This is a genomic window from Rhodococcus sp. RS1C4 (assembly GCF_002258225.1).
GTDB classification, from domain to species: Bacteria; Actinomycetota; Actinomycetes; order Mycobacteriales; family Mycobacteriaceae; genus Rhodococcoides; species Rhodococcoides fascians_E.
Map to the genome: position 1 here is coordinate 70,235 of NZ_NOXZ01000017.1, position 25,675 is coordinate 95,909.

A 25,675-nucleotide genomic window follows, 5' to 3' on the forward strand; every position below is an offset into this window, starting at 1 on the left:
CCCCAGGGTGCAAGCGAGCGGGGATCAGGACGCCTTCTGTGCCTTCTCCGCCTTGGCCGCATCACGAGCCAGCGAACGGTCGCGCATCTCCTCGAACTTCGTCGCCTGCTTCTCGAGGTCGTCGAGGAACACAGCGAGTTCCTCACGCTTGTTCTCGCCCTCGCCGGTGAAGTCCTCGCGCTCGAACACTCGCCACTTGCGCAGTACCGGCCACACGACCTCTTCGAGGTGCTGGCGCAGGTCGTAGATGCCGTGCTTGGCCATCAACACACCGTTGCGGCGGAAGTTCGGCATCCCAGCGCCGGGCATCTGGAAGTTCGTCACGATGTCCGACACCGCGTTCAACGTCTGATCCGGCGCGATGTCCATCGCGGCGCCGCAGATGTTCCGGTAGAAGATCATGTGCAGGTTCTCGTCCGCCGCGATGCGCTGCAGCATGCGGTCGGCAATGGGGTCCTCGCAGACCTTGCCGGTGTTGCGATGCGACACGCGCGTCGCCAGCTCCTGGAACGTCACGTAGGACACCGAATGCAGCAGCCCCGTGTGCGAACCGGCGGGAGAGGCGAACCCGTTGGTCATGTGGATCATGCGAGCCTCTTCGAGCGCGACGGGATCCACGCCTCGGCTGACGACCAGGTAATCACGCATGACGATGCCGTGACGGTTCTCCTCGGCGGTCCACCGGCCGACCCAGGTACCCCAGGCGCCGTCCTGCGAGAAGTTCTCGGCGATCTCGCGGTGATACGACGGCAGATTGTCCTCGGTGAGCAAGTTGGTGACCATCGCGGCCTGTGCCACGTCCGACAGCCTGCTCTGCTCCGGGTCGTAGTCGACGCCGCCCAACTCCGCGAAATTGCGGCCCTCGTCCCACGGCACGTAATCGTGGGGATGCCACTCCTTCGCCATCGACAGATGCCGGTTCACGTTGTCTTCCGCAACCGGAACCAGCTCCTGCAGCAGCTCCAGCTGTGTCAGTTCCCTGACCATGGACATGCCTCCTCGAATCGAATACCTACGAGAGCGTAGGTGTGCTCGACCGGTCGAAACGTCAGCTGCCGGAAATTCTGTTAGATGTAGCAAGCCTGCCCGTGGGGACTTTGGGCAGGCTCACACCGTCGTGCCGGCGCCACCCGTCACCGCCACCCCGTCTGCGCGACTTGGCACCCTTTTTATCGACCTGCCACGCCTGTTCACCTTTGAACGAGTATGCGGAGTTCGTAAAAAGGGTGGCAGGTGCCCCCCGGGTCATTCCGCAGGCGCCACTCCCAGCCCCCGGGTCATTCCGCAGGCTCCACTCCCAGCCCCCGGGTCATTCCGCAGGCTCCACTCCCAGCCTCAGCGGGAGGATTCGGCCCATCGCCCCCATCTCCGAACCCAAGCCCTGGGGATCGGCCACGCTGGCGAGGCCGACGTCGAGACTGCCCGACCACTCGCGCGCCACCTGAGCGTCGAGCGCGCTCAGCCGCGCGAGCAGCGGTGGGTGTTGATCCGGCGGGCATGCGGCCGTCAGGGTTTCGAACAACGACCGGAGTCGACGCTGCACCTGGGTCGAACCGCGGCTGAAGTGTCGGATCTCGTCGGTAGCGACTGCGACGTAATCACCCCATGTCCGACGCGTTCCTCGGACGCGGGTGAGCGCAGAGTCCTCGGCTTCTGCGTGCACTCGCGGTGCGAGTGTCATCAGCAGGTCCTCCAGGTGATCCATTGCCTGTACCGCACGTCCTGGGTCGTTGATGGCCGGGGACAAGGCTTTCAACGCGATGTCGACGATGGCCTGCAGGGCGGCAGCAGGACTGACCGTCGGGCTGTGCGTGTCTCCGAAGACGAGGGCCGCCATGAGCTTGTGCGGCCGAACCCGCAGTTGCGGTCCTTCGACGCGGAACAGGACGGCGTCCTGGGCGACGAATTCGCCGATGGTCGGCATCAGCTGCACGGTCACTCCCCAGGACGATGCCATGCGTTGGATGCCGGCCAGGTTCACCGCCAGCAGCACTCGTCCGTCCGGTGAGAGTTGCGTCAACCTCACCGTCGACGTCTCCTCGGGCGAGGACGCTCGATCGTCCGGCTCCGGCACCACTGCACTGTCCGCCGATGTCGTCGGGGCTGATTCCCTGGCTGCCGGATACATTCGAACGATCGAGGTTCTGCCCTGGGCAGCGAGCCAGCGCAGTAGCCGGGACGAGTTCAGGATCATCCCGACCCGGGCCACCAGCCCGATGAACAGGAACGCGCTGACGAACGACAGCAGAATAGCGATCGACGTCGACAGTACCGGCGACGACGACTGACCGGACAGCGCGATGTCCGAGGCGATGACGATGGCGAACACGAAGGTGGACAGGAACATTCCGATGGACCATCGCATGATGGCTTCCTGTTGAAGCATCGGAACCACACGCACCGAGATCTGCGACGCGCCGAATTGCATGGCCAGGGTGATGGCCGTGAACACCAGACCGGTGAGGGTGATCATTCCTCCCGCGATCACTGCCAGCAGTGTTGCCGTCGCACCGATGTCGAGACTCGAATCGACCGTGACGTTTCCGTCGCTGCCCGCGAGTTCGGCGTCGACGACGACGAGAACGAGTGCGAGGATCAGAAAGAACAGCACCAGCAGGGTCGGAAGGCGCCACACCGGAGGCCTGCGCAGACGTCGGCGCGTGCTGCGCCACCGGATCGTCGCCAACACTCGGTTCGGCAATGGGGGTTTCGGCGCCTGGGGCGTCGCCGCGACAGGCAGTTCCTGCACCGGGGCGATGTCCACCGGGGCGATGTTCACCGGGACTCCGAAGCGGCCGGACAGTGCCTCCTGCACAACGATCTTCGCGTGGATCATCGGCTCACGGAATCGCTTCTCACGCGACCACGCTTTGGCTTGTTTGCTCGGCTTGTCCGCGTACCTCCACCGCGCCCAGGGAGAACCCGGCCGCCCGAGCCTCGACGCGCCGACGATCAACAACGGCACGAAGAACAACCCGACGAGTCCCGTCCACAGTTTGCCCTTGAGCAACGTGACCGCGGCGAGCGCCAACTGGAACGCGAGCCCGCCGAGCACGAGAGCGAGCGTGACCAACGAACGATCCTGCTGATAGGCGTCGAAGTCGCCGGCGAAACCGATCGGATGCACCCCCAGCAGGTACAGCCCGGTGATGGCGACCGCAACGAAGACCGCGTCGATCGACGCTCGACCTTCCTCCGCCCAGTACACGTCACGCAGATGCAGGATCAGTGCGAACTCGTCGAGCATCAACGCGCTACCGACGCCGAAGACGCTCGCGAGGATGCAGTTGGCGACCGGGGTGTGGTAGTTCGCGATCGCGACCAGCGAGAAACCCGAGATCAGCACCATGATCAGCCCGAACATCACGTGGTGGATGTGCATCCCACCGGGGGTGACGTTGCCCGGCCACCAGGAGACCTCGGCCCGGATCATGCGAACGCTGAAGCGGATGAACAGGAAGGCCAGCAGAAACGACACGAGCAGGAAGAACAGCGGTAATCGACCATTGTCGACGATCGTCTCGGTGAACCACCTGCTCATGGCCAGCCAGCCTATAGCCGGGCAGGTGAACTACGTGGTGAGAGCTAGAAAACCCACCCGCGGAGGGCGAGAAAGCGGAGAGCGCCGGTGGCTGCGCTCACGGCGACGACCGCGACTATCTGGACCAGAGCGGACGAGCCGGGGAACAGCACGTGCACCGCGGCGAGTGCGGCAGTACCGAGTGCCAACCCGACGAGCGCGAGGCCGCCTGCTTCCCACTGAGTCTGGAACCAGCCGACACGCTCCGCGGCGTGGAAGGTGTGGCGACGATGCAGTTCGTTGGCCAACACGGTGCTGGCGGCGATACCGACGATGTTGGCGACGAACGACCCGAACGTCGCGAGAGCCACGAACAGCGCGGCGTACAGGGCATTGCTGGACGCGCCGACGACAACGAATCTGACAAATTGCGCGGTGGCCGATTCACCGAGGAACCTGGCCTTGAGCCGCGGCCCGCAGGTATCGACTCCGGTATGCGTGTCGACCCTGCTGCTCATGAATCCATACAACCGCAGACCTACGACATTCGGTCCCGCACTATGGCCTATGTCACCGAAGAAGGGCCCGAATTACTTGGAACGGGTGTTCTTCTCCGCTTTGGCGCGCTTGCCACGCGTGAGATCGAAGTTGAACAGATCAGGCTTCACGGACGCCAGGAACAGCATCGCGCACCCGAAAACAACCAAGACGATCGTCAGAACGACCACGACGATTCCGATGAACGCGCCGATACTTTCCATAACTGCCTACCTCCCGTGTCGCCCCTTACCGTACTGGGCAGCCGAAGTGCGGGTCGAATCCACCCCGAATCGGACATCCGTGGCCGACGCTGTGCCACCCTCTCACCCTTCTCCACCCAGCTCGGCGGCTCGCGCGATGGCACGTCGAATCCGGAAGTACGTGCCGCAGCGGCACACGTTCTCGATGCGGTCGATGTCCTCGTCGGTCGGCTCGGGAGTACGACGAAGCAGAGCGACCGCGGCCATGATCTGCCCCGGCTGGCAGTAGCCGCACTGGGCTACGTCCTCGTCCAGCCAGGCCTGCTGAACCGGATGCAGGCGGTCGCCGTCGGCCAGACCTTCGATGGTGGTGACCTCGCGGCCCTCGGCCTCGGCCAGCGGCGTGACACACGGCAGGATCTCCTCGCCGTCGAGGTGGCTCGTGCACGCGTGGCACACCCCGATGCCGCACCCGTACTTCGGTCCCCTGATGCCCAGCTTGTCCCGCAGCGCCCACAGCAACGCAAGATCGCCCGGGGCATCGACGGACACCGGTCGACCGTTCACCACGAAGTCGGTCATGAGCGAGAGTCCGTCATACAGGTGCACCTTCCGTGGCAGCGGTAGTCATCGGGGGAACGGTTCGAAGTCGACGGCGAACCGCAGGGGAAACGACGTGATGTCACGTCCGGTGGCCTTCTCGTAGGCGTTCGCGACGGCCCCGACGGCGGGAGGCACCCCCAGCTCGCCTGCACCTCCCGGCTCGCCGCCACCGTCGACGACGACCACCTGAACGTCCAGCGGCGAATCTCGCTGCCTGGCGTAGTGGAACTGCGAGAAGCTGCCCTCCAACGGAAGCCCGGCCTCGATGTGCAGGCCCGCGGACAGTGTCGTCGAGATGGCGTCGGTGAGGCCACCGAGCATCTGCGCCTCCAATCCGAGCGGATTGATCACCGTACCCACGTCCACAGCGATCACCGCACGCCGGACGCGTGGCCGCTCCGGATCCACCGCATCGATCTCCACCACGACCGCCGCGCACGACCGGTACTCGGCATGGAACCCGATTCCCCGAGCCACTCCTGCGGGTAGTGGGTCACCCCACCCGCTGGAGGACGCGGCGGCGTCGAGCACCGCTCTGTGGCGTGGATCCTCGAGGTGTGCGCGACGGAACTCGACCGGGTCGATGCCCAGTCGCGCCGCGACCCGGTCGACGACGATTTCCGCGGCGCCTCGACTGGTGGCGGAGAACACCGATCGCCAACTGCCGGTGTTCATCGGCAGGTCCACTTCACGCAGTGACTCCTGCACCCCGCCGAATCGGTAGGGGGTGACCACGGTCCGCGCGTACACCGACCGTCCCGATCCACCGCTTCCGGCGGTCAACGCCTCACCGAACCCGTGCGAGAAGTCCGTTGCAACAGAAGCGATTCGATGATCGAACGACGATACCGTCCGACCGTCGGTGCGGACGGCGAACCTGTGATGGGATGCCGCACGGGCCCGGCCGTGACGCATGTCGTCGACCCTCGTCCACATCAACCGAACCGGCCTGCCCATGGCCTTCGAGATTCGAGCGGCCTCCAACGGCGCGTCGAAGAACAGTCTGCGACCGAACGATCCACCCCCGGAAACCACGTGCACGGTCACACTCGACACGGGCAGGCCGAGCGCGCGGGCGATGGTCTGCTTCGCGATGATCGGTGTCTGCATCGAGGCCCAGACCTCGGCCGAATCCGAACGCACATCTGCTACAGCAGAATTGGTTTCCATCGGCGCGTGCGACACGAACGCGAAATCGAAACGGGCCTCGAGATCACCTGCCGTGTCGAACGGTTCGACGGCGCCGTGCAGCCGAGCTCGGATGGACTCGTCGTTCTCGTCGTCGACGGTGCCTGCCGTCCACGTGACCTGCGCCGCCGCGGCAGCCTCGATGGCCTGGCCGAAGGTCTCGGCCATGATCGCGACACCTGTCGGGATCACGGCGACGTCGACCACACCGGGAAGGCCTCGCAGGCTCGCTTCGTCGACGCCGTCCACGCGGGCGCCGATCGTCGGGGGACGCTTGACGACAACGGGAAGTGCGCCCGGCACGTCGAGGTCGAGAGCGTACTCGTGCGCGCCCGTCACCATGGCGCGTGCATCGAGCCTGCCTGTCCCGGCGAGACTCTTCTGCGGCTTGGGCGGACCGGAGACGACACGCAGCAACGGGTCGGCGGCGGCCACGGCAACGGATCCGATCCCCATCGACCGACCGTCCCGAGCGGTGAGAACACCCTCGCGTAGCGAAATCGCGTCGGGAAGCACCGTCCACGCCGCCGCGGCCGCCGCGATCAGACGTGCCCGCACACCCGCTGCCGCATGACGCACCGGCCAGTACATCGAGCGGATCGAGTTGGAACTACCGGTCATCTGGCCGAACAGCAGTTCGGGACGGGCATCGGCAAGGGTCGCGCGCACGGCCGAAACGGGTACGTCGAGCTCGTCGGCGACGAGCATCGCCAGCGACGTCGTCAGACCCTGCCCCACCTCGGCGCGAGGAAGGACAAGACCGACGGTGCCGTCGGCGCGTACATCCAGAACGACCAGCAGATGCTCCGTCGGCTTGCCCGCCGCGATGAAGACGTCACCCAGATCCATGCTGTCACCGAGACCCGTCGCATCCTGGGCCGAGGCGGACGGCGACACCGCAACGGTGAGCGTCGGAGCGATGAGCAGAGTCGTCAGAAACGCTCGCCTACTCCACACCGACTCCCCCTTCTCGTCACGCATGCCTGAACGGTCACGCCGAAACGCGTGTTACCGCTTTGAGTTCCGCAGTCATGTCGCGGGAGCTGGGAAGGGACGACGGGTCGACCCACTGCGCGCTGTCCCAGAGCCCTGAACGCTGGAAAGCCTTGGGGCAGTGCGCGAATATCTCTTCTACCTCGACGACCACACCGAGCTTGGGCCGTGCCTCCTCGCCCTCGAGCAGGTCGAGGATCTCGGGCGCCACCGTCAGCGTGGCGCGGCCGTTGACCCGGAGTGTGTGCGATGCACCAGGCACCACGAACAGCATTCCGACGTGTGGGTTGGCGAGGACGTTGCGGAAGTTGTCCACTCGCCGGTTGCCCGGACGATCTCCGATCACGAACGTCCGGTCGTCGAGATGCAGCAGAGCGCCGCGCGCATCTCCCCGCGGACTGACGTCGCAGTTGCCGTCGGCATCCGACGTCGCGAAGAGCAGGAAGCGGGCGTCGTCCAGGAACGCTCGGACCCCGGGGGTGACCACGTGCCCGACCTTGGTTCGTACGAGTTCCGACGGCTCGCCGACGAGGTCTTCGAGATCCGGAACCGAGGCGATGGTGGCTGCGAACGCAGCGTCTCGAAGTGCCGACATGCAGTACAGGGTAGCGGGGGAATAGATCGTCTTCGTGGCCGTTACACTCGGCAGCAGTAGTTGACTAAGCAACTAAATCCAGCCGGCGGAAAACCAGCCGACTGCATCGTCGAGGAGCCCACCATGCCCGCTGTCACGGTCGACAACATCCTTGCCCTCCCCCGCATCCCCCTTCCCGACGCCACGGCGGTGGCCCGGCCGGTCAAGACCGTCACCACGGCGCCCACAGGGTTCGAGGGTGAAGGGTTCCCGGTTCGTCGGGCGTTCGCGGGTATCGACCTTTCTTCGCTCGATCCGTTCATTCACATGGACCAGATGGGCGAGGTGAATTACGCGCCCGGTGAGCCGAAGGGAACTCCGTGGCACCCGCACCGTGGTTTCGAGACGGTGACGTACATGATCGACGGGATCATGGAACACAAGGATTCCCACGGCGGTGGCGGAACCATCGGCGGCGGCGACACCCAGTGGATGACGGCCGGTGCGGGCATCCTGCACATCGAAGCGCCGCCGGAGCACCTGGTGATGTCCGGTGGACTGTTCCACGGGGTGCAGTTGTGGGTGAACCTTCCGCGAGCGAACAAACTGGCGACTCCGCGGTACCAGGACATCACGGGCAACAAGGTCGCACTGTTGTCCAGCAGTGACGGCGGAGCGCTGATCCGCGTGATCGCCGGTGACGTGGCAGGACACCCGGGTCCGGGATCGACGTACACCCCGATCGCGCTCACGCACATCACGGTCGCACCGGGCGCAGCACTGTCCCTCCCGTGGAACCCGGAGTTCAACGCACTGGCCTACGTGCTGGCCGGTTCGGGCACCGTCGGCGGGGACGGATCCGTCGGGAGTGCATCGGCAGGCAGGCCGATCCGCATGGGCCAGACCGCGCTGTTCGGCAGGGGCGACGTCATCGACCTCGCCGCCGATCCGCGTGGAGAGTCGATGGAGATCTTCGTGCTCGGCGGCAAGCCGATCCGTGAGCCCGTCGCGATGGCCGGACCGTTCGTCATGAACACCAAGTCCGAGGTCGTGCAGGCGTTCGAGGACTACCAGGCCGGGCGACTGGGCGCACCGACCGAGTAGGGATCGTCAGGTGCGGGCGGGCGGCGCCAGTCGTCGTACCGCCCGCATCGGGATCTCCAGCCAGGTAGGCCGGTTGCGCGCTTCGTACACCGCTTCGTAGGCGGCTTTGTCCAACTCGTACGCACCCAGCAGTGCCTCGGTGGCGCGCGGATCCTCCCCGGTCACCGAGGCATACCCCTCGCAGAACGCAGCGGAGTTCTGCTCCACCCACCTCGACGCAACTGCCTCGTCCAGCCCGGCTCCGTCCGGCCCGGCACCATCCACGAGCAGATGGTGTGCGGCGTAGTCGAAGGATCGCAGCATGCCCGCGACGTCCCGCAACGGACTGTCCGGCCGTCGACGTTCCTCCAGCGACTTGGACGGTTCCCCCTCGAAATCGATCAGCAGCCACGTCAGCGGTGTCCGCAGTACCTGACCGAGATGAAGGTCGCCGTGGATGCGTTGCACCGTCGTCTCACCCGAGCGAGCGCGAGCGATCAGTTCACGGGCTGCAGGCAGGCACTCGGCCAACTCCGGCACCACCAGCGCCGCCGCCTCGACCCGCTCGGTGATCTCCTGTACCACCTCGGCTGCCGGACGCCTCGACGTTCCCAACTCCGTCGCCAGATCCGCGTGGACGTGCGCAACGGCCTTGCCCAGTTCGAACGACTCCACCGCGAATCCGTCGGACTCGCCCGCGGCGATCAGATCCGCGACGGACGCAAGGGCAGTCGTCCACCCCTCGGCCGAGTCGACGACGAAATCCTGCGCCATCCCCAGCATCGACAGATCGCCGAACTCTTCCGTCTGAATCCACCCACGCAGCGGCGCGACGTTGCCGCAGCCGGCTTCCGCCAGCGCTCGATGCAGCTCGATATCGGGGTTCACACCCGGTGAAATACGACGAAAAAGCTTGAGCAGCAGCACTTCGCCGAGCACAACCGACGTATTGGACTGTTCTGCACCCAGTACTCGACCGGCCAACCCGGAATCCACCGAATCGTCGGCGAGCGTCTCGAATTCGATGCGCCCGATCGACGCCGAGTCCGCAAGCGCGTCACCGTACAGCGAGATGATCGCCGGATCCAGCAAACCGTCGTACACGACGACGTCGTAATCCGGAAGCGGAAGTTGCCAGGCAGCCACCTCGTCGGGGGCGCTGCTGCGAAACCCCAACGGAACCTGATACCGCTGCACCTGTGGACTCTGCGCGAGCGGAGCGTCGAGCCCGATGTCCACCAGCAGATGCTCGGCCGTCACGTCGGAACGGGCGCCGATGCGCACGCGTTCGACGATGTCGAGGGAAACGACCGGTGTGCCCTTCGCGGCGAACCAACGCTGCTGCGGAATCCAGGTGAGCAGTGCCGTCTCGAGATCCACCGTGGTCACGCCCGTCGACTCGATCATGAAAAGTGTGCCGCCTTCGCTCGGTATGCCCGAAGTTCGATGTGCCCCGCAGTCCGATGTGCACCGCAGTTCGATGTGCACCGCAGTTCGATGCACCCGAACCCTATCGACCCTTACCCAGCGTCGCATTCGCTCACACATGGCCCCTTTCGTCGCGCGAAAGTTATGCGAGGACAGTTCCGAGGTTCGAGCGCGCTCCGTAGAGTGGTCTCATGTCCGCTCCACGACGTAGTCCGCACCAACCCTCGATCCCGCACATCGACATCCATCGCGCCGGTGATCGCCTGAAAACCCGTGTGGCATGGCTGGACTCGAAACATTCCTTCTCCTTCGGCCAGCACTACGACCCGGACAACACCCACCACGGCCTGCTGCTCGTCAACAACGACGACATCGTCTCTCCCGGGCAAGGATTCGACAGCCACCCACACAAGGACATGGAGATCGTGACCTGGGTGACAAAAGGGTCACTGGTTCACCAGGATTCGATCGGACACTCCGGCGTCATCTATCCCGGTCTGGCGCAACGGATGAGCGCAGGCCGCGGCATCATGCATTCCGAGAAGAACGATTCCTGGCGCATCAGCGGTGACACCCACCAGGAGCCGGTCAGATTCGTCCAGATGTGGGTTGTTCCGGACACGCCCGGTCTCGATCCCGGTTACGAGCAACTCGAGGTGGACGACGAATTGTTACGCGGCGGATTGGTACCCGTCGCATCCGGAATGAAGAAGCACGACGGCCACGCCGCGATCAGAATCAATCAGAAGGCGGCAGCACTGCACGTCGCTCGCCTACAACCCGAACGGCCCATCACGCTCCCCGAAGCCCCGTTCCTCCACGTCTTCGTCGCACAGGGCACCGTGCAGGTCGAGGGAGTCGGGGAACTGTACGAAGGGGACGCCATACGGATGAGCGATTCCGGTGGGCAGCGCATCCAGTCGTACGAACACGCGGAAATCCTGGTCTGGGAAATGCACTCCCGCCTCGGCTTCTGACACGCTGCCTTCGACACCATTCACGCAACCACAACGGGGGGACACCACATGACCTATCCGCCACCTGGAGACCAGCAACCCGGCAATCAGCCATCGGGTGACTACCCGCGACCGCCCGGTGACTACCCGCGACCGCCCGGTGACTACCCGCGACCGCCCGGTGACTACCCGCCACCGCCCGGTGACTACCCGCCACCGCCCGGCAACTACCCACCACCGGCGAGCGGATATCCCCCGCCACCCGGCAACTACCCGACGGGTGAGTATCAGCCCGGTGGCTACCAGTCCGGGGGCTACCAGTCGGGTGGCTACCAGTCGGGTGGCTACCAGCAGCCCGGGCAGTACCCGCCGTCGACGCCGAAGAACACTCTGGGCACGGTGGCGCTCGTCGCGGCGATCATCGGCGTACTGACGTTCTGGTCGGTCGTCGGCGGGATCATTCTCGGCCTGCTTGCGGTGGCGTTGGGGTTCGTGGCGAGATCGCGAGTGAAGAAGGGCGCCGCGACCAACGGAACCGTGTCGTTGGTCGCGATCATTCTGGGTTTCGTCGCTGCAGCGCTGTCCGTTGCGCTGATCGCCTTCGGTGTCAGCTGGTTCAGCAACGTCGGCGGGCAGGAGTTCGTCGACTGCATGAACGACGCAGGCAGCAGCCAGTCCGCCCAGGACCAGTGCAGCGACAGATTCCAGCAGAACATCGAGGACCGATACCGCTAGCGAGTCCCTCCGCACGTCGGTTCCCCTGCCGGGTGCTCACGTGCGGAGGGAACCGATGTCCACGACCTGATTGCCGCCCCGATGCTTCGCCTCGTACATCGCGACGTCGGCCCGGCGCATCAACCCGGTGACGGTCCGAACCGGGTCGGATTCGGTGGGCCTGACATGTGCGAGCCCGACACTGACCGTCAGAGGGCATGCGTCCTGCGGTGAGTGCAGTCGACTGCGCAACCACTCGGCGATCGATCTGGCCTGTTCCAGACCCACCTTGGCGACCACGGCGAACTCCTCACCGCCGGTACGCGCAACGAGCAGATCGTCGACGCGGAGCCGCCGGGCGATGAGCTGCAACGCCACGTCGCCCGCCTGATGGCCGAACCGGTCGTTGATCGACTTGAACCGGTCGACGTCGATGACCATCACGGACACGTCGGGTGCAGCACCGAGGAACTGAGCGACCTTCTCGTCGAGCCCGCGCCGGTTCTGCAGCCCGGTCAACGGGTCGGTTCTGGCGCCGTCGGCGTCGATCCGAAGACTGAGCAACACCGACTGCAGAAACACCGGCGCCGCGAACATCACCGGCAGCAACACCACCAGCTGCGATACCGCCAGACCGTGGTCCAAGTGCGGGGTCGTCATGATCAGCACGAACATCAGCGCGACGGTGCACGCCGACCATCCGAGATGCATCAACAGCACCCGCGGACTGTGAAAGATCTGCACGTAGACACCGGTGGCGGCCAACAGCGCGCATCCGGGAAACGACATCTGGATCGAGCCGTAGGACAGCAACGCGAGAGTGGTCCCGACGTCGGCGTAGATCACGAACATCAGCGAGCGGTGCTCGTGCGGCCACGGCCCGCGAATCCAGAGCAGCCCCAAGGCGAAAGACGAGACGGTTCCACCGATGATCACGGCATCGGCCACCGTCGAGGTGGGAGGAACTGCAGTGAGGTACGTCGTGATGGCGGCGAGGCCGAAACACAAACAGCTCAAACCGACGCCCACCCGGTACGCAGTGAGTGCACCGTGCCCGTCGAAGTAATGGACCATCCAGTCGTAGCTGTAGGACTGACGCCACCATCTGCGCAGAAACGTCACCAGCACGTCTCCTTTGCGCCCGAATATGGAACCAACTCCGCGGTCCGGTTGCGAGAGATGGTAACCGCTCGGGCTCAACCACGAAGATCGCGGTGCTCGAAGGCGACGACCCCGGCCACGAGGCCGACTGCCGACACGGCAACGAGCCACACCAGTGGCACCACCTCGACGGCACCGCCGGGAAGATGCGGCAGGTGCGTGAACGGAGACAGATCGAGCACCAGCTGGGGAAGACCGACCACCGTTCCCACCTGCCCCAGCATCACGAACACAGCCAACAGACCCCAGACGGCCGCCGAGAACCGAGGGACGAACCCGAACAGAACGATGCCCGACGCCGTCAGGACCCACACTGCGGGCAGTTGGCTCACCGCCCCGGCGAGCACTCCCGGCAGCACCGACCGGACGTCGCCCACCGACATCCCGTACGGAACCCCTGCCGCGAAGCCGACGACCGTCATCGCGACGGCCGGGCCACCGAGCGCGAACACGAGTGTGCTCACCAGCCACCGAGTGCGCCCGACACTCCCGGCCAGTACCACCTCCGCGATCGACGACTCCTCGTCGGCGTGCACGCGCAACACCGACGAGATGGACATGGCCGCCGCACCGATTCCGAGGATGCTCAGGGCCGTCGCCAGGAACGAGTCGACCAGAGAGGACCCACCGAACTTGCTCAGCGCGTCGCCGATTGCCGCGCTTTCACCCAGCTGGCCCTGCACGCTGTCCGCGGCACTGCCCAGCACGGCCGCGATCACCGCGAGTCCGACGGTCCACGCCAGCAGGGTGCCGCGTTGCGCGCGCCACGCCAAGCCGAACACACCCTGCATCGACGTTGACGGCTTGCCGTCGCGCACCGCCACCAGACCGGCGCCCAGGTCACGCCGAAGTGCCAGCGCGAACGCGAGCCCGGCTGCGACCGTCGCCGCTGCAGCTGGAAGCACCAGTACCCACCACCGTTCGTCGGCGAACGGTCGTAGCTGTGACGACCACCCGATCGGCGACAGCCACGACAGCGTCCCGGAAGACCCTGAAGTTCCTGATGCTCCCGCATCACCGACGGCCCGCAGCACGAACGCCGCCGCCAGCACCGAGATCGCGTAACCGCGCGCCGCACGCGCGTTGGACCCGACCTGCGCGGCAACGGCAGCGACCCCGACGAACACGACGCCCACCGCGGCGATCGACAGCCCGAACGCGACGCTGCCGCCCACCGGGAATCCCGAGGCCGCGAGCGCTGTCGCGGCGATCGCCGCCGTCAGCACCACACCCGTCGTCGCCAAGGCCATCGCCGCGCACAGCCCGGCGCGTCGGCCGATCGCCGTCGAACCCACCAGCTCGGTGCGGCCTGTGTCTTCTTCCGCCCGGGTGTGCCGGACGACCGTCAGCAGCGCTGCGAGAGGGACGAGCGTCAACAGAATTCCGGAGCGCCAGGTCACCAGCGCGCCCAGATCGTCGCCGAAGATCGGTCCGACCAACGCCAGCTCGGCGGGTGTGTGTGCGGTTGCCTCGTAGAACGCCTGCCGATCTGCCGCCGTCGGGTAGAGGCCTTCGAAACTGACGGCGTAGAGCAACGGCACCAAGCCGATGGCCAGCACCCACAGCGGCAGGATCACCCGGTCGCGTCGGGCGAACAACCGGAGCAGCGCCGCCGTCCCGTTCACGACTGCGCCGCGTAGTACTTCAGGAACAGGTCCTCCAGCGTGGGCGGCGAGCTGACGATGCTGGTGATCCCCAGCGCAGCCAGCCTCGTCATCAACTCCGGCAGTTCAGCGGACGGCACCCGGCAGGTCAGGCGGTGCCTGTCGACCTCGATCACCCCGGGCACACCGGCATTGGGCAGACCAGCATCGGGCAGGGTCTCGACGACGACGGTGACCGTCGTGTGCGTCAGATGCCTCATGTCCTTCAGCGATCCCGTGTCGACCGTTCTGCCCTCACGGATGATCGTCACTCGCTCGCACAGCTTCTCGACCTCCGACAGGATGTGCGAGGACAGCAGCACCGTCGCGCCGCGGGCCGACGCGTCGGCGACGCATTCGGCGAAGACCTGCTCCATGAGCGGGTCCAGACCGGATGTGGGCTCGTCGAGCAGAAGCAGTTCTGCGTTCGACGAGAACGCCGAGACGAGCGCGACCTTCTGGCGGTTTCCCTTGGAGTACGTGCGGGTCTTCTTCGTCGGATCGAGCGAGAACCGCTCCAGCAGGTCCGCACGTCGCCGTGGATCGAGGCCACCGCGCATCCGCGCGAGGACGTCGATCACCTCACCACCGGTCAACGACGGCCACAGCGTGACGTCCCCCGGAACGTATGCCAGGCGGCGATGCAACTCCACCGAGTCGGCCCAGGGGTCCTTCCCGAACACCGACACCTCCCCGGAGGTGGCACGAACGAGCCCCAGCAACACGCGGATGGTGGTCGATTTTCCCGCACCGTTCGGTCCGAGAAAGCCGTGCACTTCGCCCTGCTCGACACTCAGATCCAGGCCCGCCAGGGCGAGCGACGCGCCGAAGGTCTTCCGCAGTTCCCTGACGTGCACCACCATGGACGAGCTCCTGCCTCTGCAGTCACGACTCGAAGGCCACTTTCTGGCGATGAGTGTAAAGATGGAATGCATGACAGTTGTGGATTCTGGACAGGCGAACTCTGGTATCGACCTCAGCTACACGGACGCGGGCACTCGCGCGCAGGACGATCTGTTCGTTCACGTCAACGGCAAATGGCTGGACGAGTACGCCATTCCTGCGGACCGGGCCGTCGACGGCGCGTTTCGGACGCTGTACGACAAGGCGGAAGAGGACGTACGCACGATCATCCAGGAGAGCGCGGCGTCGCACCCCCCGGTCGGAACCGACGCACAGAAGATCGGTGACCTCTACTCGAGTTTCCTCGATGCCGACGCCGTCGAGGAAGCCGGCCTGACGCCCATCGCCGACGAGCTCGCTGCCGTCGCCGATGCGGGTGACCTGGTCACCCTCGCCGAGGTACTCGGTTCGTTGCAGCGCACCGGGATCGGCGGCGCCATCGGCCACTACGTCGACACCGACGCCAAGGATTCCTCCCGATACCTCGTGCATTTCTCGCAGTCCGGCATCGGTCTGCCCGACGAGTCGTACTACCGCGAGGAGGGGTACGCCGACATCCGCGACGCCTACGTCGCGCACATCGAGAAGATGTTCTCGATCGCCGGGCTCTCCTACGACGCCCGGAAGGTCGTCGACCTCGAGAAGAAGCTCGCCGCGGGCCACTGGGACGTCGTCGCGCGTCGTGACGCGGAGAAGAGCTACAACCTGGTCGACTTCGACACTCTCGTGAAGAACGAACCCGGATTCAACTGGACCGCATGGATTTCCGGACTCGGCGGTACCACGGAGCAGTTCGCCGAGATCGTCGTGCGGCAGCCTCCGTTCCTGTCCACGTTCACCGGACTGTGGGTGTCCGAGGACATCGAGGACTGGAAAGCGTGGCTCGCCTGGCGCATCGTGCACGGCCGTGCGCCGTACCTGACTGCCGCGCTGGTCGACGAGAACTTCGCGTTCTACGGAAAGAAGCTGAGCGGCACCGAGGAGAACCGGGAGCGCTGGAAGCGCGGTGTCTCGCTGGTGCAGGACCTGCTCGGCGAGTCCGTCGGCAAGCTCTACGTCGAGCGTCACTTCCCCGCGGATGCCAAGGCGCGCATGGAGGTTCTCGTCGCGAATCTGCGTGAGGCCTACCGTCGCAACATCACCGATCTCGAGTGGATGAGCCCGGAGACCAGGCAGAAGGCACTGGACAAGCTCGAGAAGTTCACCCCGAAGATCGGGTACCCGGATCGCTGGCGCGACTACTCCGCCGTGGAGATCGACGCGAGCGACCTGGTGGGCAACTACCGACGCGGATACGTCGCCGAATACCAACGTGATCTGGACAAGCTCGGCGGCGAGGTGGATCGCGACGAGTGGTTCATGACGCCGCAGACCGTGAACGCGTACTACAACCCCGGCCTCAACGAAATCGTCTTTCCCGCAGCGATTCTCCAGCCCCCGTTCTTCGACTCCGGTGCCGACGACGCCGCGAACTACGGTGGAATCGGAGCCGTCATCGGCCACGAGATCGGCCACGGTTTCGACGACCAGGGCGCCAAGTACGACGGCGACGGCAACCTCGTGGACTGGTGGACCGATTCGGACAGAACCGAATTCGGCAAGCGCACCACCGCACTGATCGACCAGTACAACCAGTTCGAACCGAAAGCGCTCCCCGGCCACAAGGTCAACGGCGAGTTCACGATCGGTGAGAACATCGGCGACCTCGGTGGCCTGTCCATCGCTGTCGCCGCGTACAAGATCGCGCTGGACGGCAAGGACGCTCCGGTGCTCGACGGGCTGACCGGTCTGCAGCGAGTGTTCTTCGGCTGGTCGCAGGTATGGCGAACGAAGGCACGCGACGAGGAGGCGATTCGCAGGCTTGCGGTCGATCCGCACTCGCCGCCCGAGTTCCGCTGCAACGGCGTAGTGCGCAATCTGGACAGTTTTCACGAAGCGTTCGATGTGAAGCCGGGCGATGCGTTGTACTTGGATCCACAGGAGCGGGTCAGGATCTGGTAACCACGTGAGTGGAAATGTAGTGCCTTCGGGTCGCTCCGCAGGCTCCGCTCCTGCCCCCTGGCCTACATTTCCACTCACAACGGAGGGGGACGACGTGAAGAACAGAATCAGGTGGATCGCAGCACACGGTCTCGTGCGGTACGGGGCCAAGAAGGCCGCCAAGGCCGGTGACCTGCAGGCCAAGCTGGTTGTCGATCCGGAGACCCGCGCGAATCCGCGGCAGGTGTTCGAGAAGATTCGCGCCACCGGTCCCCTCGTCAAGACGCGAATCTCCAACATCACGGTCACCCACCGCGTGGTCCACGACCTGCTGCGCTCGGACGATCTCCGAGTCACCGAGATCGGCGCCAGCCTGCCGAGTCCGCTTCGGTGGATCGAGAAGCGAACCAGGTCCAAGGCTCTTCATCCGCTGAAACCGCCCTCCCTGTTGTCGGTCGAACCGCCCGAGCACACCCGGTACCGAAAGCTCGTGACCTCGGTGTTCACCCCTCGTGCGGTCGCCCGTATGCGAGAGATGGTGCAGGAGAAGGCCGACAGTCTGCTCACCGAGCTCGCCGCGGCAGGTCCACAGGTGGACATCGTGCACGAGTACTGCGCGCAGCTGCCCGTCGCCGTCATCAGCACCATCCTCGGAGTCCCCGACGAGGACCGGCAACGGGTGCTCGAATTCGGGGAGATGGCCGCCCCGAGCCTGGACATCGGGTTGTCCTGGGAGCAGTTCAACCGCGTCGAGGACGGCCTGGCGCAGTTCGACGCCTGGCTTGCCGGGCACCTCGCGGAACTGCGCCGCAACCCCGGCGACGACCTGATGAGCCAGCTGATCAGGGCCGAGGAGGACGGCGTCGGACTCGACGACGAAGAACTGCGGGCAACGGCAGGCCTCGTACTCGCAGCGGGCTTCGAAACGACCGTGAACCTACTCGGCAGCGGGATCCGGCTCCTGCTCGACAACCCGGACCAACTCGAGATTCTGCGCAACGACCCGTCGCACTGGCCGACGGCCGTCGACGAGATGCTCCGGCTGGAATCCCCGGTGCAGCTCACCGCCCGCATGGCACGGCACGACGTGACGATCGAAGGCGTCCCCATCTCCGAAGGGTCGCTGGTGATTCTGGTCCTGGCCGGCGCCAACCGCGACCCCGATGTCTTCGACGACCCGTACCGCTTCGACGTCACCCGAGCCAACGCAGGTAAGCATCTGTCGTTCTCCGGCGGCAGGCACTACTGCCTCGGCGCGTCCTTGGCGAAGGCGGAAACCGAAGTCGGCCTGAAGACCCTCTTCGACAAATTCCCTCACCTGCGGCTGGCAGGTGAGGGAATTCGCCGCGACACCCGAGTCCTGCACGGCTGGGCGTCGCTGCCGGTGGATCTGGGGCAGCCCGCTACAGCCGATCACCCGTCGTAGCGGAGAAGAAGAACACCTCGTCGAGCTTCGGGACGAGCCGAACGGTCTCAGCCAACCCGACGGACAACCGGCGGTCGACGCGTACCGACACCCGGCCGGACTGCGTGCTCCAGTCCGAACCGAGCGGTGGAGCGCCGTACAGGAACGACTCGGCGCCCAGCTCCTCGATCAGTTCGACCGCCACCGCAACAGCCCCAACCCCCTTCCCGACGAGATCCCACGACTGCGCCGATGATCGTTCCCGCAAGCTCCACGACTGCGCCGATGATCGTTCCCGCAAGCTCCACGATTCCGGCCGGATTCCGACCGTCACGCGGGGATCCTGCGTGGGAGCAGGGATGCGCACGTCGCCGACAACGGCGGCGCCGTCGACGACCGGGGCGTCGATCAGGTTCATCCCGGGCGAGCCGATGAACGACGCGACGAACGTGTTGACGGGGTTGTCGTACAGCTCCCGCGGCGACGCGATCTGCTGCAACTTGCCTGCCTGCAGTACCGCGACTCGGTCACCCATCGTCATGGCCTCGACCTGATCGTGCGTCACGTACACCGTCGTGGTGCCGAGCCGCTTCTGCAATCCGGCGATCTGCGCCCGGGTACTGACGCGCAGTTTGGCGTCGAGGTTGGACAGCGGCTCGTCCATGCAGAACACCTTGGGCTGCCGGACGATCGCACGGCCCATCGCCACCCGCTGACGCTGACCACCCGACAGCTTGCCGGGTTTACGGTTCAGCAGGGGCTCGAGTTCCAGCATCTTCGCCGCGTCGAGCACACGAGCAGCTGTGTCCGCCTTGCTCATTCCCGCGTTGCGGAGCGCGAAACCCATGTTGTCCCCGACGGTCATGTTGGGGTACAGCGCGTAGTTCTGGAACACCATCGCCACGTCCCGCTCACGAGGAGCGAGCGACGTGACGTCGACGCCGCCGATGTCGATGTGGCCGCTCTCGACCGATTCCAGACCGGCCAGCATCCGCAGGCTCGTCGATTTGCCGCACCCCGACGGGCCGACGAGAACAATGAATTCACCGTCGGCGATATCGAGTTCGAGCGAGTCGACGGCCAGCGTGTCCGCCCCCGGGTAGCGGTGCGATACGCCCGCGTAGTGAACCCCTGCCATTACGACGGGAGGTTCGGGGTGATCTGGCGGTCGATGATCTGCTGCAGCTGATCCTGAACACCAGCGAACGTCGTTGCGACATCGGCATTCTGCAGTGCGATCTGCTCGAGGCCCGTACCGATGATCTTGTCACCACCGGGAACGAAGACACGTGCGTAGTCCTGCGACCGCGTCCGAGCGAGCTGGTCGACGGCCGTCTTGGCGTTCGGGTTGGCGGCGAGGAACTCGATCTCGCTCGGATCCTCCTGCGCGGACTTACGGACCGGCATGTACCCGGTGTTCTGCGAGAAGTACGACGTACTCGCTGCATTGGTGAAGAAGTCGATGAACTTCAGCGCATTGACCTTGCGCTCCTCCGAGATCTTCGACGGGATGGCGAGGCCGGCTCCACCCGTCGGGCAGCCCGGTTGTCCGTCGGCTGCAGGCAGGAATGCCGTGCCGAAGTCGAACGCCGCGTTCTGGGTGATGCCGGACAGGTCGCCGGTGGACGCGATCGTCGACGCGATGATTCCCGCACCGAAGTCGTTGGCGATGTCGTTGGAGACGGCCGCGTACTTCTTGGTGTGGATCATGTCCTTGAGGAACTGGCCGGCGGCGATGGTGTTGGGGTCGTCGAACTTCAGGGTGAAGCCGTCGGAGTACGCACCGCCGAACGTCCAGATGGGGCCCTCGAATGTCCACCCCAGGTAGTCCACCGCATTGCCCCAGCCGTGGGCCAGCTTGCCACCCCCGACGACGGCTTGGATGCGCGGGCCCCACTCGTCGAATTCCTGCCAGCTGGCCGGTCCGCGATCCGGAAGTCCCGCCTGCGCCCAGACATCCTTGTTGTAGTAGAACAGCGGGGTCGAGCGTGCGTACGGCAGCGCCCAGTGGTTGCCGTTCCAGTTGTAGTCCGCAAGAAGGGAATCGACGTAGTCGCTGGAATCCACACCCGCGGCGGAGAAGTGCTGATCGAGCGGCTCGATGGCGCCGGTGAGCGCGAAGTTGAACCACCACACGTCGGAGAGGACCACCACGTCGGGGACGTCGTTGCCGGACAGCGAGGCGTTGAACTTCTGCGCCACTTCCTCGTAGTTCTTGCCACCATCGATGAGATTGACCGTCAGACCGGGGTTCTCGGCCTGGAAGCGGGAGATGAGCTCGCGCTCGAACTCCTGCGACTTGCCGGGGTGGCTGGACCAGAAGTTGATGGTGTTCGCGTCGCCCGAACCTTCGGATCCGGACGAGCTGGTTCCCGGGCTGCTGCACGCAGCCAGGGCGGCGGCAGCAGCCGCTGCACCGGTGAGCGTGAGGAATCCGCGGCGATTGATGTTGGCCATGTGTTTCTTTCTCCTGAAGAGGTAGAGCGAATCAACCTTTGACCGCACCGGAGGTGAGGCCTTTGATCATGTGGCGTTGCAGGGCAAGGAAAACGACGAGAATCGGAAGGATGGTCAGGATGGTCGCCGCCATCACTGCGCCCCAGTTCGTGTATCCCTCACTGTTCTGCAGAAGCGTCAGGCCCACCGGTAGCGGTGCGACGGACGAATCGTCGGACATCAGGAACGGCCAGAGGTACTCGTTCCACTCGTTCACGATCGTGATGATCGCGAACGCCACCATGGTCGGTCCGGACAGTGGGAGCACCACCCGGAACAGCAGCCGGAAAGGGCCTGCTCCGTCCATTCGTGCCGCTTCGATGATCTCGGCGGGCAGCGACAGAAAGTGATTGCGCATCAGGAAGGTCCCGAAGGCGACGCCGGCAAGGGGAACGATGATGCCCTGGAATGTGTTTCGCCATCCCAACTCGGAGATCAGCGAGTAGTTGGAGATGACGGTGATCTGATTGGGCACCATGAGGGCGGCGATGATCACCAGGAACACGATGTTCTTGCCAGGGAATCGCAGGAACACCAAGCCGTATGCACTGAGAACGCCGAGAACGAACTTGATCGATGCCACGACACTGGTGATGATCACCGAATTGCGCAGGTACGTGAAGAACGGAACCTCCGTCGTCGCCTCGGTGTAGTTCTCCGGCCGGAAGGAACCCGGCCACCAGGTGACGGGTTGGACGTAGATGTCGCCGCGTTCCTTGAACGAGGTGACGAGGATCCAGAACAGCGGTAGCCCGATCATCAACAGCACGAGAACCATTGCAATGTAACCGAACACCGTCGACAGGCTGCGCTGCCGCTGCGGATCCTTCGGTGCACTACGAGGCGCCTGGGAGGTGTCGGGTTTCGATGTCACGGTCATCGCTGATCGTCTCGATCCATGATGCGAACCTGCACGAGCGTGACGATCAGGAGGATCACGAACATGATCGTCGCGACCGTCGCACCGTAACCCGCTCGGAAGTTGCGGAAAGTCTCCTCGTACACCTGGAAGACCATCGTCGTGGTGCCGTTGCCGAGCGGCCCACCTCGGGTCATGACGTTGATGATGTCGAAGACCTGCAGCGAGTTCAGGAGCACGGTGATGGACAGGAAGAACGTCGTCGGACGCAGTTGCGGCAGCAGAACTTTGCGAAACGTCGTCCACTTCGACGCGCGGTCGATCTCGGCGGCCTCCATCAACTCCTTGCGTGTCCCCTGCAGCGCGGCGAGGTAGATGACGAAGGTGTAGCCGAGGTTCTTCCACAGGTAGGTCACCGTGATCATGAACAGTGCCCACGTGGGGTCCTGATAGAAGTCCGGTGACGAGAATCCGATGCGCTGCAGCAGATCCTGCACCAGGCCGAAGTTGGGGTCGAACACGAACTGGAAGGCGATACCGATCGCCGCGCCGGAGATCACGAACGGCGCGAACACGGCAGACCGAACGAAATTGCGGCCCCGTAGCTTTCGGTCCAGAAGTATGGCCAGCACCAGGCCGAGTACCAGTGAACCGACGACGGCGGCAATGGTGAAGATGACGGTGTTGGACACGATGGTCCACGTGTCGTCCCGCGAGAACCATTCTCGATAGTTCGCGAATCCGATGAACGTCGACGTAGGCGAGGACAGATTCCAGTCGTAGAAGCTGAACTGGAAATTCTCGACGAGCGGCCGGTAGGTGAACACCACCAGCAGGGCCAGGTTGGGCCCCAGAAGAATCAGGAAGAGTGCGTAATCACTCCACGGTCTGCCGAAGAACGATTTTCGGCGTGCTGTGGGCAGCACTCGTTCCGTTGTAGTACTCACTGCGGGGACTGTGCTCACCTACCGAGAACGGTTGGTGAACGAATCCCTAACTCAGTCGGTCGTCGAAAAGAAAACAACCCACTGTGGGGGGCTAGCGGTTCCAGTCCCCCAGGCCGTCGGAGCCACTGAGGGTGCCGCCTGCCGTACCGGTGACGACGACGGGGTCACCCTTCTGCGAGTTCTCGAAGAACCACTTGCCGTCCTCGGTGCTGACGTTGAGGCAGCCGTGGCTGACGTTCTCGTAGCCCTGGGAATCCACCGACCACGGCGCTGCGTGGACGAAGATGCCGCTGTACGAGATACGTGTGGCGTACTCGACGTAGGTGCGGTATCCCTCGGGGGAATCCACCGGCACTCCGTAGGTCGAGGAGTCCATGTACATCTCGCGGACACGTTCGCCGACGATGTAGGTGCCGTTCGGTGTCTCGTGACCGGGCTTGCCGAACGAGGTGGGCATGGTCCTGACGACCTCACCGTTGCGGGTGACGGTGATGGTCTTGGTGGCGTCGTCGGCCGTGGTGATCACCGAGTCGCCGGTGGAGAAGTCCGCGCGTGAACCGCCGGCCTCGACGGTCACCTGGGTGTGCGCCGGGTAGAACTCGTTGGGCAACCACCGCACCTGGGTGTCGTTGATCCAGTAGAAGTGCCCGTCGACGGATGGGCTCGTGGTGACCCGAATGGCGGCCTCGGCGGCGCCGCGGTCCGCAATGGCCTCGTTGAACCGAATGGCGATGGGCTGCGCGACTCCGACGACCTCGCCATTGGGCGTGATCGACGGATCGGAGAAGTTGGCGGGCGCGAGGCGCTGGATCTGCGGTTCAGGAACAACAGGAAGAACCTGATCGGATGATCCGACGCCGGGGATTTCGGGGCCGCCGGGCCACAACGGCGCTGCGGTGGCGGGCGATACCAGGGTGGCCGCACCGACGGCCGCGATCACCGCTGTCAGAGAGATGCGTGTGACAGTCCGACGAAATGCCATGAGTATTCCGATCCATCCTTCTGTGCTGTGCAGGCTTCTGCTGGGCGCCCGTGCTGTGCCGGCGCGCGACGTCCTCGCCGCAATTAACACACACCCGTACCACCGAGTGCCAATCGTCGCGGTGACTGCACGGTCATTCTGCAGGCTGACCGAGGAGTCCCGCTTTCTTCGCCGCCGACCGTACTTGAAATGCAGATACGACGAACAGGACGCCGAACAGTACCGCGAATACGCCGATCAACCACACAATGCTCAGAATGCCGCTGACCGGGGAGAACACCAGTACGAGGCCGAACAGGAGCTCGACGATGCCGGCGAACAGAAGCATTCCCCAGTGAGATGCGCCCGGCGATGTGCCTGCGACCTTTCGCAGGCGGATGGATCCGGCTATTTCGAGAATTCCACCCATGATCGCCCAGATACCGATGACGAAAACAGCGGCGAGTGCGGTGATGCCCGGCCAGACGAACGCCACGATTCCGGCGACGAGCGAGACGACGCCGCCGAGCAGCCACCACACCCATCCGGATTCGACGCGGCGCGACTGGACGGCTCGGATGATCGCGGAGATGCCGTCGACGATCGCGTAGGCACCGAAGACGACGACGAGTGCCCAGACGGTGACGCCGGGCCACACGAGGGCCACGATGCCGAAGATCACGGCGACGATGCCCCTGAGCAGCACCGCCCACCACAGGTCCTTGCCGATCCTCAGCAACGCATCGGCCCCGTCGCGTTCAGAGAATTCGTAGCGTCCCGAAGGCTCGGTGGTCACGTCGGTTCTCCCTCGTTCATCGCAGTAAATAGCGGTTGTCGACGCCTCACGGCATCGAGGTCCAGGTGGTGGACCCGTCGGAAACACAGATTTGGCCGGTGCTGAGGTTGACGGCGAATCCGGCGCCCGCCTGGCAGCTGACGCCTTCGGCAACTGTTCCGACGAACGTCTGTCCCCTCGTCAGCGACAACGCAAACGCGAGAGCGCCTGGATCGGGAGAGACGATCGACACGGAGTCCCCGCCGATCGACACGGCGCCGACGGTGCCCGCCGTCGTTTCCGCGGCGGCCACCCCACCGGACCGGGCGACGGACAGCGCGGATCCGCCCGCGTCGGCGCGGGCGAAGGACACTGCGTCGAGTGCGTGTGCGAGAGCGCGGGAGAACTCGTCGACGGTCGATCCGCACGCAGCGGTGCCGTCCACGACGACGGTGTCGACGCCGGGCCGCGCTGTGCACGACAACTCGGCGGCCGACGCGTGCGACGGCGACACGAGAGCCACCGCTGCTCCAGCGAGTACGCAGCCCGTGAGCAGCGCTGTCGATCGATATCGCCCGTATCCGCCGAACCCTGCCACCGGAGCACCTTTCTGTGAGCGTGATCGGAGATCGTATGTTTGGATTGTGCCACTACGGGGGACCATCTAGCGGGTCTATCCGACCCGTCAGTTCTCCGTCGAGCCACCGGCGGCTCACACAATGCCGCCTCCGACGCCTGTACGAATC

The 25,675-nt window shown here is 65.0% G+C and carries 23 protein-coding genes; 5 read left to right on the plus strand and 18 right to left on the minus strand.

Annotated features, from left to right (window positions below):
- Positions 1-24: 24 nt before the first annotated feature.
- From CH289_RS07020 to CH289_RS07045, 7 genes are all read right to left on the minus strand, one after another.
- The gene (locus CH289_RS07020) at positions 25-987 is read right to left on the minus strand and encodes an acyl-ACP desaturase (RefSeq protein ID WP_026348097.1); all 963 of its coding nucleotides are present in this window, start codon (positions 985-987) and stop codon (positions 25-27) included.
- 322 nt (positions 988-1,309) lie between these two features.
- Complete coding sequence (locus CH289_RS07025) at positions 1,310-3,541, minus strand: DUF2254 family protein (RefSeq protein WP_094727632.1); 2,232 nt, start codon at positions 3,539-3,541, stop codon at positions 1,310-1,312.
- 44 nt (positions 3,542-3,585) lie between these two features.
- Positions 3,586-4,038, minus strand: coding sequence for a GtrA family protein (locus CH289_RS07030; protein ID WP_019666882.1), 453 nt, complete (start codon positions 4,036-4,038; stop codon positions 3,586-3,588).
- Positions 4,039-4,110: 72 nt separating this feature from the next.
- Positions 4,111-4,281 (minus strand): hypothetical protein, encoded by a 171-nt coding sequence (locus CH289_RS28215; protein ID WP_019666883.1) that lies wholly within the window; start codon positions 4,279-4,281, stop codon positions 4,111-4,113.
- A gap of 102 nt (positions 4,282-4,383) precedes the next feature.
- Complete coding sequence (locus CH289_RS07035; RefSeq protein WP_026348098.1) at positions 4,384-4,842, minus strand: (2Fe-2S)-binding protein; 459 nt, start codon at positions 4,840-4,842, stop codon at positions 4,384-4,386.
- A 45-nt stretch (positions 4,843-4,887) separates the two neighbouring features.
- The gene (locus CH289_RS07040; protein ID WP_094727633.1) at positions 4,888-7,032 is read right to left on the minus strand and encodes a molybdopterin cofactor-binding domain-containing protein; all 2,145 of its coding nucleotides are present in this window, start codon (positions 7,030-7,032) and stop codon (positions 4,888-4,890) included.
- Between the two features lie 10 nt (positions 7,033-7,042).
- Positions 7,043-7,639, minus strand: a complete 597-nt coding sequence (locus CH289_RS07045; protein WP_094626594.1) for an MSMEG_1061 family FMN-dependent PPOX-type flavoprotein — start codon at positions 7,637-7,639, stop codon at positions 7,043-7,045.
- 123 nt (positions 7,640-7,762) lie between these two features.
- Here CH289_RS07045 and CH289_RS07050 point away from each other — a divergent pair, with 123 nt between their 5' ends.
- On the plus strand, positions 7,763-8,722 hold the full coding sequence (locus tag CH289_RS07050) for a pirin family protein (RefSeq protein ID WP_020112398.1): 960 nt from the start codon (positions 7,763-7,765) through the stop codon (positions 8,720-8,722).
- Between the two features lie 6 nt (positions 8,723-8,728).
- Here the strand turns inward: CH289_RS07050 and CH289_RS07055 are convergent, their stop codons facing one another.
- The gene (locus CH289_RS07055) at positions 8,729-10,108 is read right to left on the minus strand and encodes a maltokinase N-terminal cap-like domain-containing protein (RefSeq protein ID WP_094727714.1); all 1,380 of its coding nucleotides are present in this window, start codon (positions 10,106-10,108) and stop codon (positions 8,729-8,731) included.
- A gap of 212 nt (positions 10,109-10,320) precedes the next feature.
- Here CH289_RS07055 and CH289_RS07060 point away from each other — a divergent pair, with 212 nt between their 5' ends.
- Together CH289_RS07060 and CH289_RS28680 are read left to right on the plus strand one after the other, a co-directional pair.
- Positions 10,321-11,106, plus strand: a complete 786-nt coding sequence (locus CH289_RS07060; protein WP_033189762.1) for a pirin family protein — start codon at positions 10,321-10,323, stop codon at positions 11,104-11,106.
- Positions 11,107-11,154: 48 nt separating this feature from the next.
- Positions 11,155-11,820, plus strand: coding sequence for a DUF4190 domain-containing protein (locus tag CH289_RS28680; RefSeq protein WP_256977068.1), 666 nt, complete (start codon positions 11,155-11,157; stop codon positions 11,818-11,820).
- 36 nt (positions 11,821-11,856) lie between these two features.
- On the opposite strand, the gene CH289_RS07070 is transcribed toward CH289_RS28680, so the two are convergent.
- The 3 genes from CH289_RS07070 to CH289_RS07080 all read right to left on the minus strand — a co-directional run bounded on the left by CH289_RS07070 (position 11,857) and on the right by CH289_RS07080 (position 15,466).
- Positions 11,857-12,921, minus strand: a complete 1,065-nt coding sequence (locus CH289_RS07070; protein ID WP_231383875.1) for a GGDEF domain-containing protein — start codon at positions 12,919-12,921, stop codon at positions 11,857-11,859.
- A gap of 74 nt (positions 12,922-12,995) precedes the next feature.
- Entirely contained in the window at positions 12,996-14,585 is a 1,590-nt protein-coding gene (locus CH289_RS07075) for an ABC transporter permease (RefSeq protein WP_094727634.1), read from the minus strand.
- Positions 14,582-15,466 (minus strand): ABC transporter ATP-binding protein, encoded by an 885-nt coding sequence (locus tag CH289_RS07080; RefSeq protein ID WP_033189765.1) that lies wholly within the window; start codon positions 15,464-15,466, stop codon positions 14,582-14,584. Before CH289_RS07080 ends, CH289_RS07075 begins: the two co-directional genes overlap by 4 nt.
- Positions 15,467-15,527: 61 nt before the next feature.
- On the opposite strand from CH289_RS07080, the gene CH289_RS07085 reads away from it, so the two are divergent.
- Together CH289_RS07085 and CH289_RS07090 are read left to right on the plus strand one after the other, a co-directional pair.
- The gene (locus CH289_RS07085) at positions 15,528-17,507 is read left to right on the plus strand and encodes a M13 family metallopeptidase (RefSeq protein ID WP_371828337.1); all 1,980 of its coding nucleotides are present in this window, start codon (positions 15,528-15,530) and stop codon (positions 17,505-17,507) included.
- A gap of 94 nt (positions 17,508-17,601) precedes the next feature.
- Complete coding sequence (locus CH289_RS07090; protein ID WP_037184036.1) at positions 17,602-18,912, plus strand: cytochrome P450; 1,311 nt, start codon at positions 17,602-17,604, stop codon at positions 18,910-18,912.
- Here CH289_RS07090 and CH289_RS07095 read toward each other — a convergent pair.
- The 7 genes from CH289_RS07095 to CH289_RS07125 form a co-directional block, all read right to left on the minus strand.
- Positions 18,890-20,029, minus strand: a complete 1,140-nt coding sequence (locus tag CH289_RS07095; RefSeq protein WP_094727635.1) for an ABC transporter ATP-binding protein — start codon at positions 20,027-20,029, stop codon at positions 18,890-18,892. The genes CH289_RS07090 and CH289_RS07095 overlap by 23 nt on opposite strands.
- A complete protein-coding gene (locus CH289_RS07100) occupies positions 20,029-21,348 on the minus strand; it encodes an ABC transporter substrate-binding protein (RefSeq protein WP_019666897.1) in 1,320 nt (439 codons plus the stop codon). Before CH289_RS07100 ends, CH289_RS07095 begins: the two co-directional genes overlap by 1 nt.
- A 31-nt stretch (positions 21,349-21,379) precedes the next feature.
- Positions 21,380-22,267 carry a carbohydrate ABC transporter permease gene (locus CH289_RS07105; protein WP_094626590.1) on the minus strand — a complete coding sequence of 296 codons (888 nt, stop codon included), beginning with the start codon at positions 22,265-22,267 and terminating at the stop codon, positions 21,380-21,382.
- Entirely contained in the window at positions 22,264-23,172 is a 909-nt protein-coding gene (locus CH289_RS07110; protein ID WP_019666899.1) for a carbohydrate ABC transporter permease, read from the minus strand. Before CH289_RS07110 ends, CH289_RS07105 begins: the two co-directional genes overlap by 4 nt.
- Positions 23,173-23,284: 112 nt before the next feature.
- Entirely contained in the window at positions 23,285-24,175 is an 891-nt protein-coding gene (locus tag CH289_RS07115; protein ID WP_020112410.1) for a L,D-transpeptidase, read from the minus strand.
- A 133-nt stretch (positions 24,176-24,308) separates the two neighbouring features.
- A complete protein-coding gene (locus tag CH289_RS07120; protein WP_094654974.1) occupies positions 24,309-24,980 on the minus strand; it encodes an HdeD family acid-resistance protein in 672 nt (223 codons plus the stop codon).
- A 16-nt stretch (positions 24,981-24,996) separates the two neighbouring features.
- Positions 24,997-25,527: a DUF6764 family protein gene (locus CH289_RS07125; RefSeq protein WP_019666902.1), complete on the minus strand. Its 531-nt coding sequence runs from the start codon at positions 25,525-25,527 to the stop codon at positions 24,997-24,999.
- Positions 25,528-25,675 lie beyond the last annotated feature (148 nt).

What these genes read in the sequence shown, in the direction of transcription:
- CH289_RS07020 (WP_026348097.1), bottom strand. Translation starts at nt 987, where the DNA reads ATGGTCAGGGAACTGACACAGCTGGAGCTGCTGCAGGAGCTGGTTCCG.
- CH289_RS07025 (WP_094727632.1), bottom strand. Translation starts at nt 3,541, where the DNA reads ATGAGCAGGTGGTTCACCGAGACGATCGTCGACAATGGTCGATTACCG.
- CH289_RS07030 (WP_019666882.1), bottom strand. Translation starts at nt 4,038, where the DNA reads ATGAGCAGCAGGGTCGACACGCATACCGGAGTCGATACCTGCGGGCCG.
- CH289_RS28215 (WP_019666883.1), bottom strand. Translation starts at nt 4,281, where the DNA reads ATGGAAAGTATCGGCGCGTTCATCGGAATCGTCGTGGTCGTTCTGACG.
- CH289_RS07035 (WP_026348098.1), bottom strand. Translation starts at nt 4,842, where the DNA reads ATGACCGACTTCGTGGTGAACGGTCGACCGGTGTCCGTCGATGCCCCG.
- CH289_RS07040 (WP_094727633.1), bottom strand. Translation starts at nt 7,032, where the DNA reads ATGCGTGACGAGAAGGGGGAGTCGGTGTGGAGTAGGCGAGCGTTTCTG.
- CH289_RS07045 (WP_094626594.1), bottom strand. Translation starts at nt 7,639, where the DNA reads ATGTCGGCACTTCGAGACGCTGCGTTCGCAGCCACCATCGCCTCGGTT.
- CH289_RS07050 (WP_020112398.1), top strand. Translation starts at nt 7,763, where the DNA reads ATGCCCGCTGTCACGGTCGACAACATCCTTGCCCTCCCCCGCATCCCC.
- CH289_RS07055 (WP_094727714.1), bottom strand. Translation starts at nt 10,108, where the DNA reads ATGATCGAGTCGACGGGCGTGACCACGGTGGATCTCGAGACGGCACTG.
- CH289_RS07060 (WP_033189762.1), top strand. Translation starts at nt 10,321, where the DNA reads ATGTCCGCTCCACGACGTAGTCCGCACCAACCCTCGATCCCGCACATC.
- CH289_RS28680 (WP_256977068.1), top strand. Translation starts at nt 11,155, where the DNA reads ATGACCTATCCGCCACCTGGAGACCAGCAACCCGGCAATCAGCCATCG.
- CH289_RS07080 (WP_033189765.1), bottom strand. Translation starts at nt 15,466, where the DNA reads ATGGTGGTGCACGTCAGGGAACTGCGGAAGACCTTCGGCGCGTCGCTC.
- CH289_RS07085 (WP_371828337.1), top strand. Translation starts at nt 15,528, where the DNA reads ATGGAATGCATGACAGTTGTGGATTCTGGACAGGCGAACTCTGGTATC.
- CH289_RS07095 (WP_094727635.1), bottom strand. Translation starts at nt 20,029, where the DNA reads ATGGCAGGGGTTCACTACGCGGGCGTATCGCACCGCTACCCGGGGGCG.
- CH289_RS07100 (WP_019666897.1), bottom strand. Translation starts at nt 21,348, where the DNA reads ATGGCCAACATCAATCGCCGCGGATTCCTCACGCTCACCGGTGCAGCG.
- CH289_RS07105 (WP_094626590.1), bottom strand. Translation starts at nt 22,267, where the DNA reads ATGACCGTGACATCGAAACCCGACACCTCCCAGGCGCCTCGTAGTGCA.
- CH289_RS07115 (WP_020112410.1), bottom strand. Translation starts at nt 24,175, where the DNA reads ATGGCATTTCGTCGGACTGTCACACGCATCTCTCTGACAGCGGTGATC.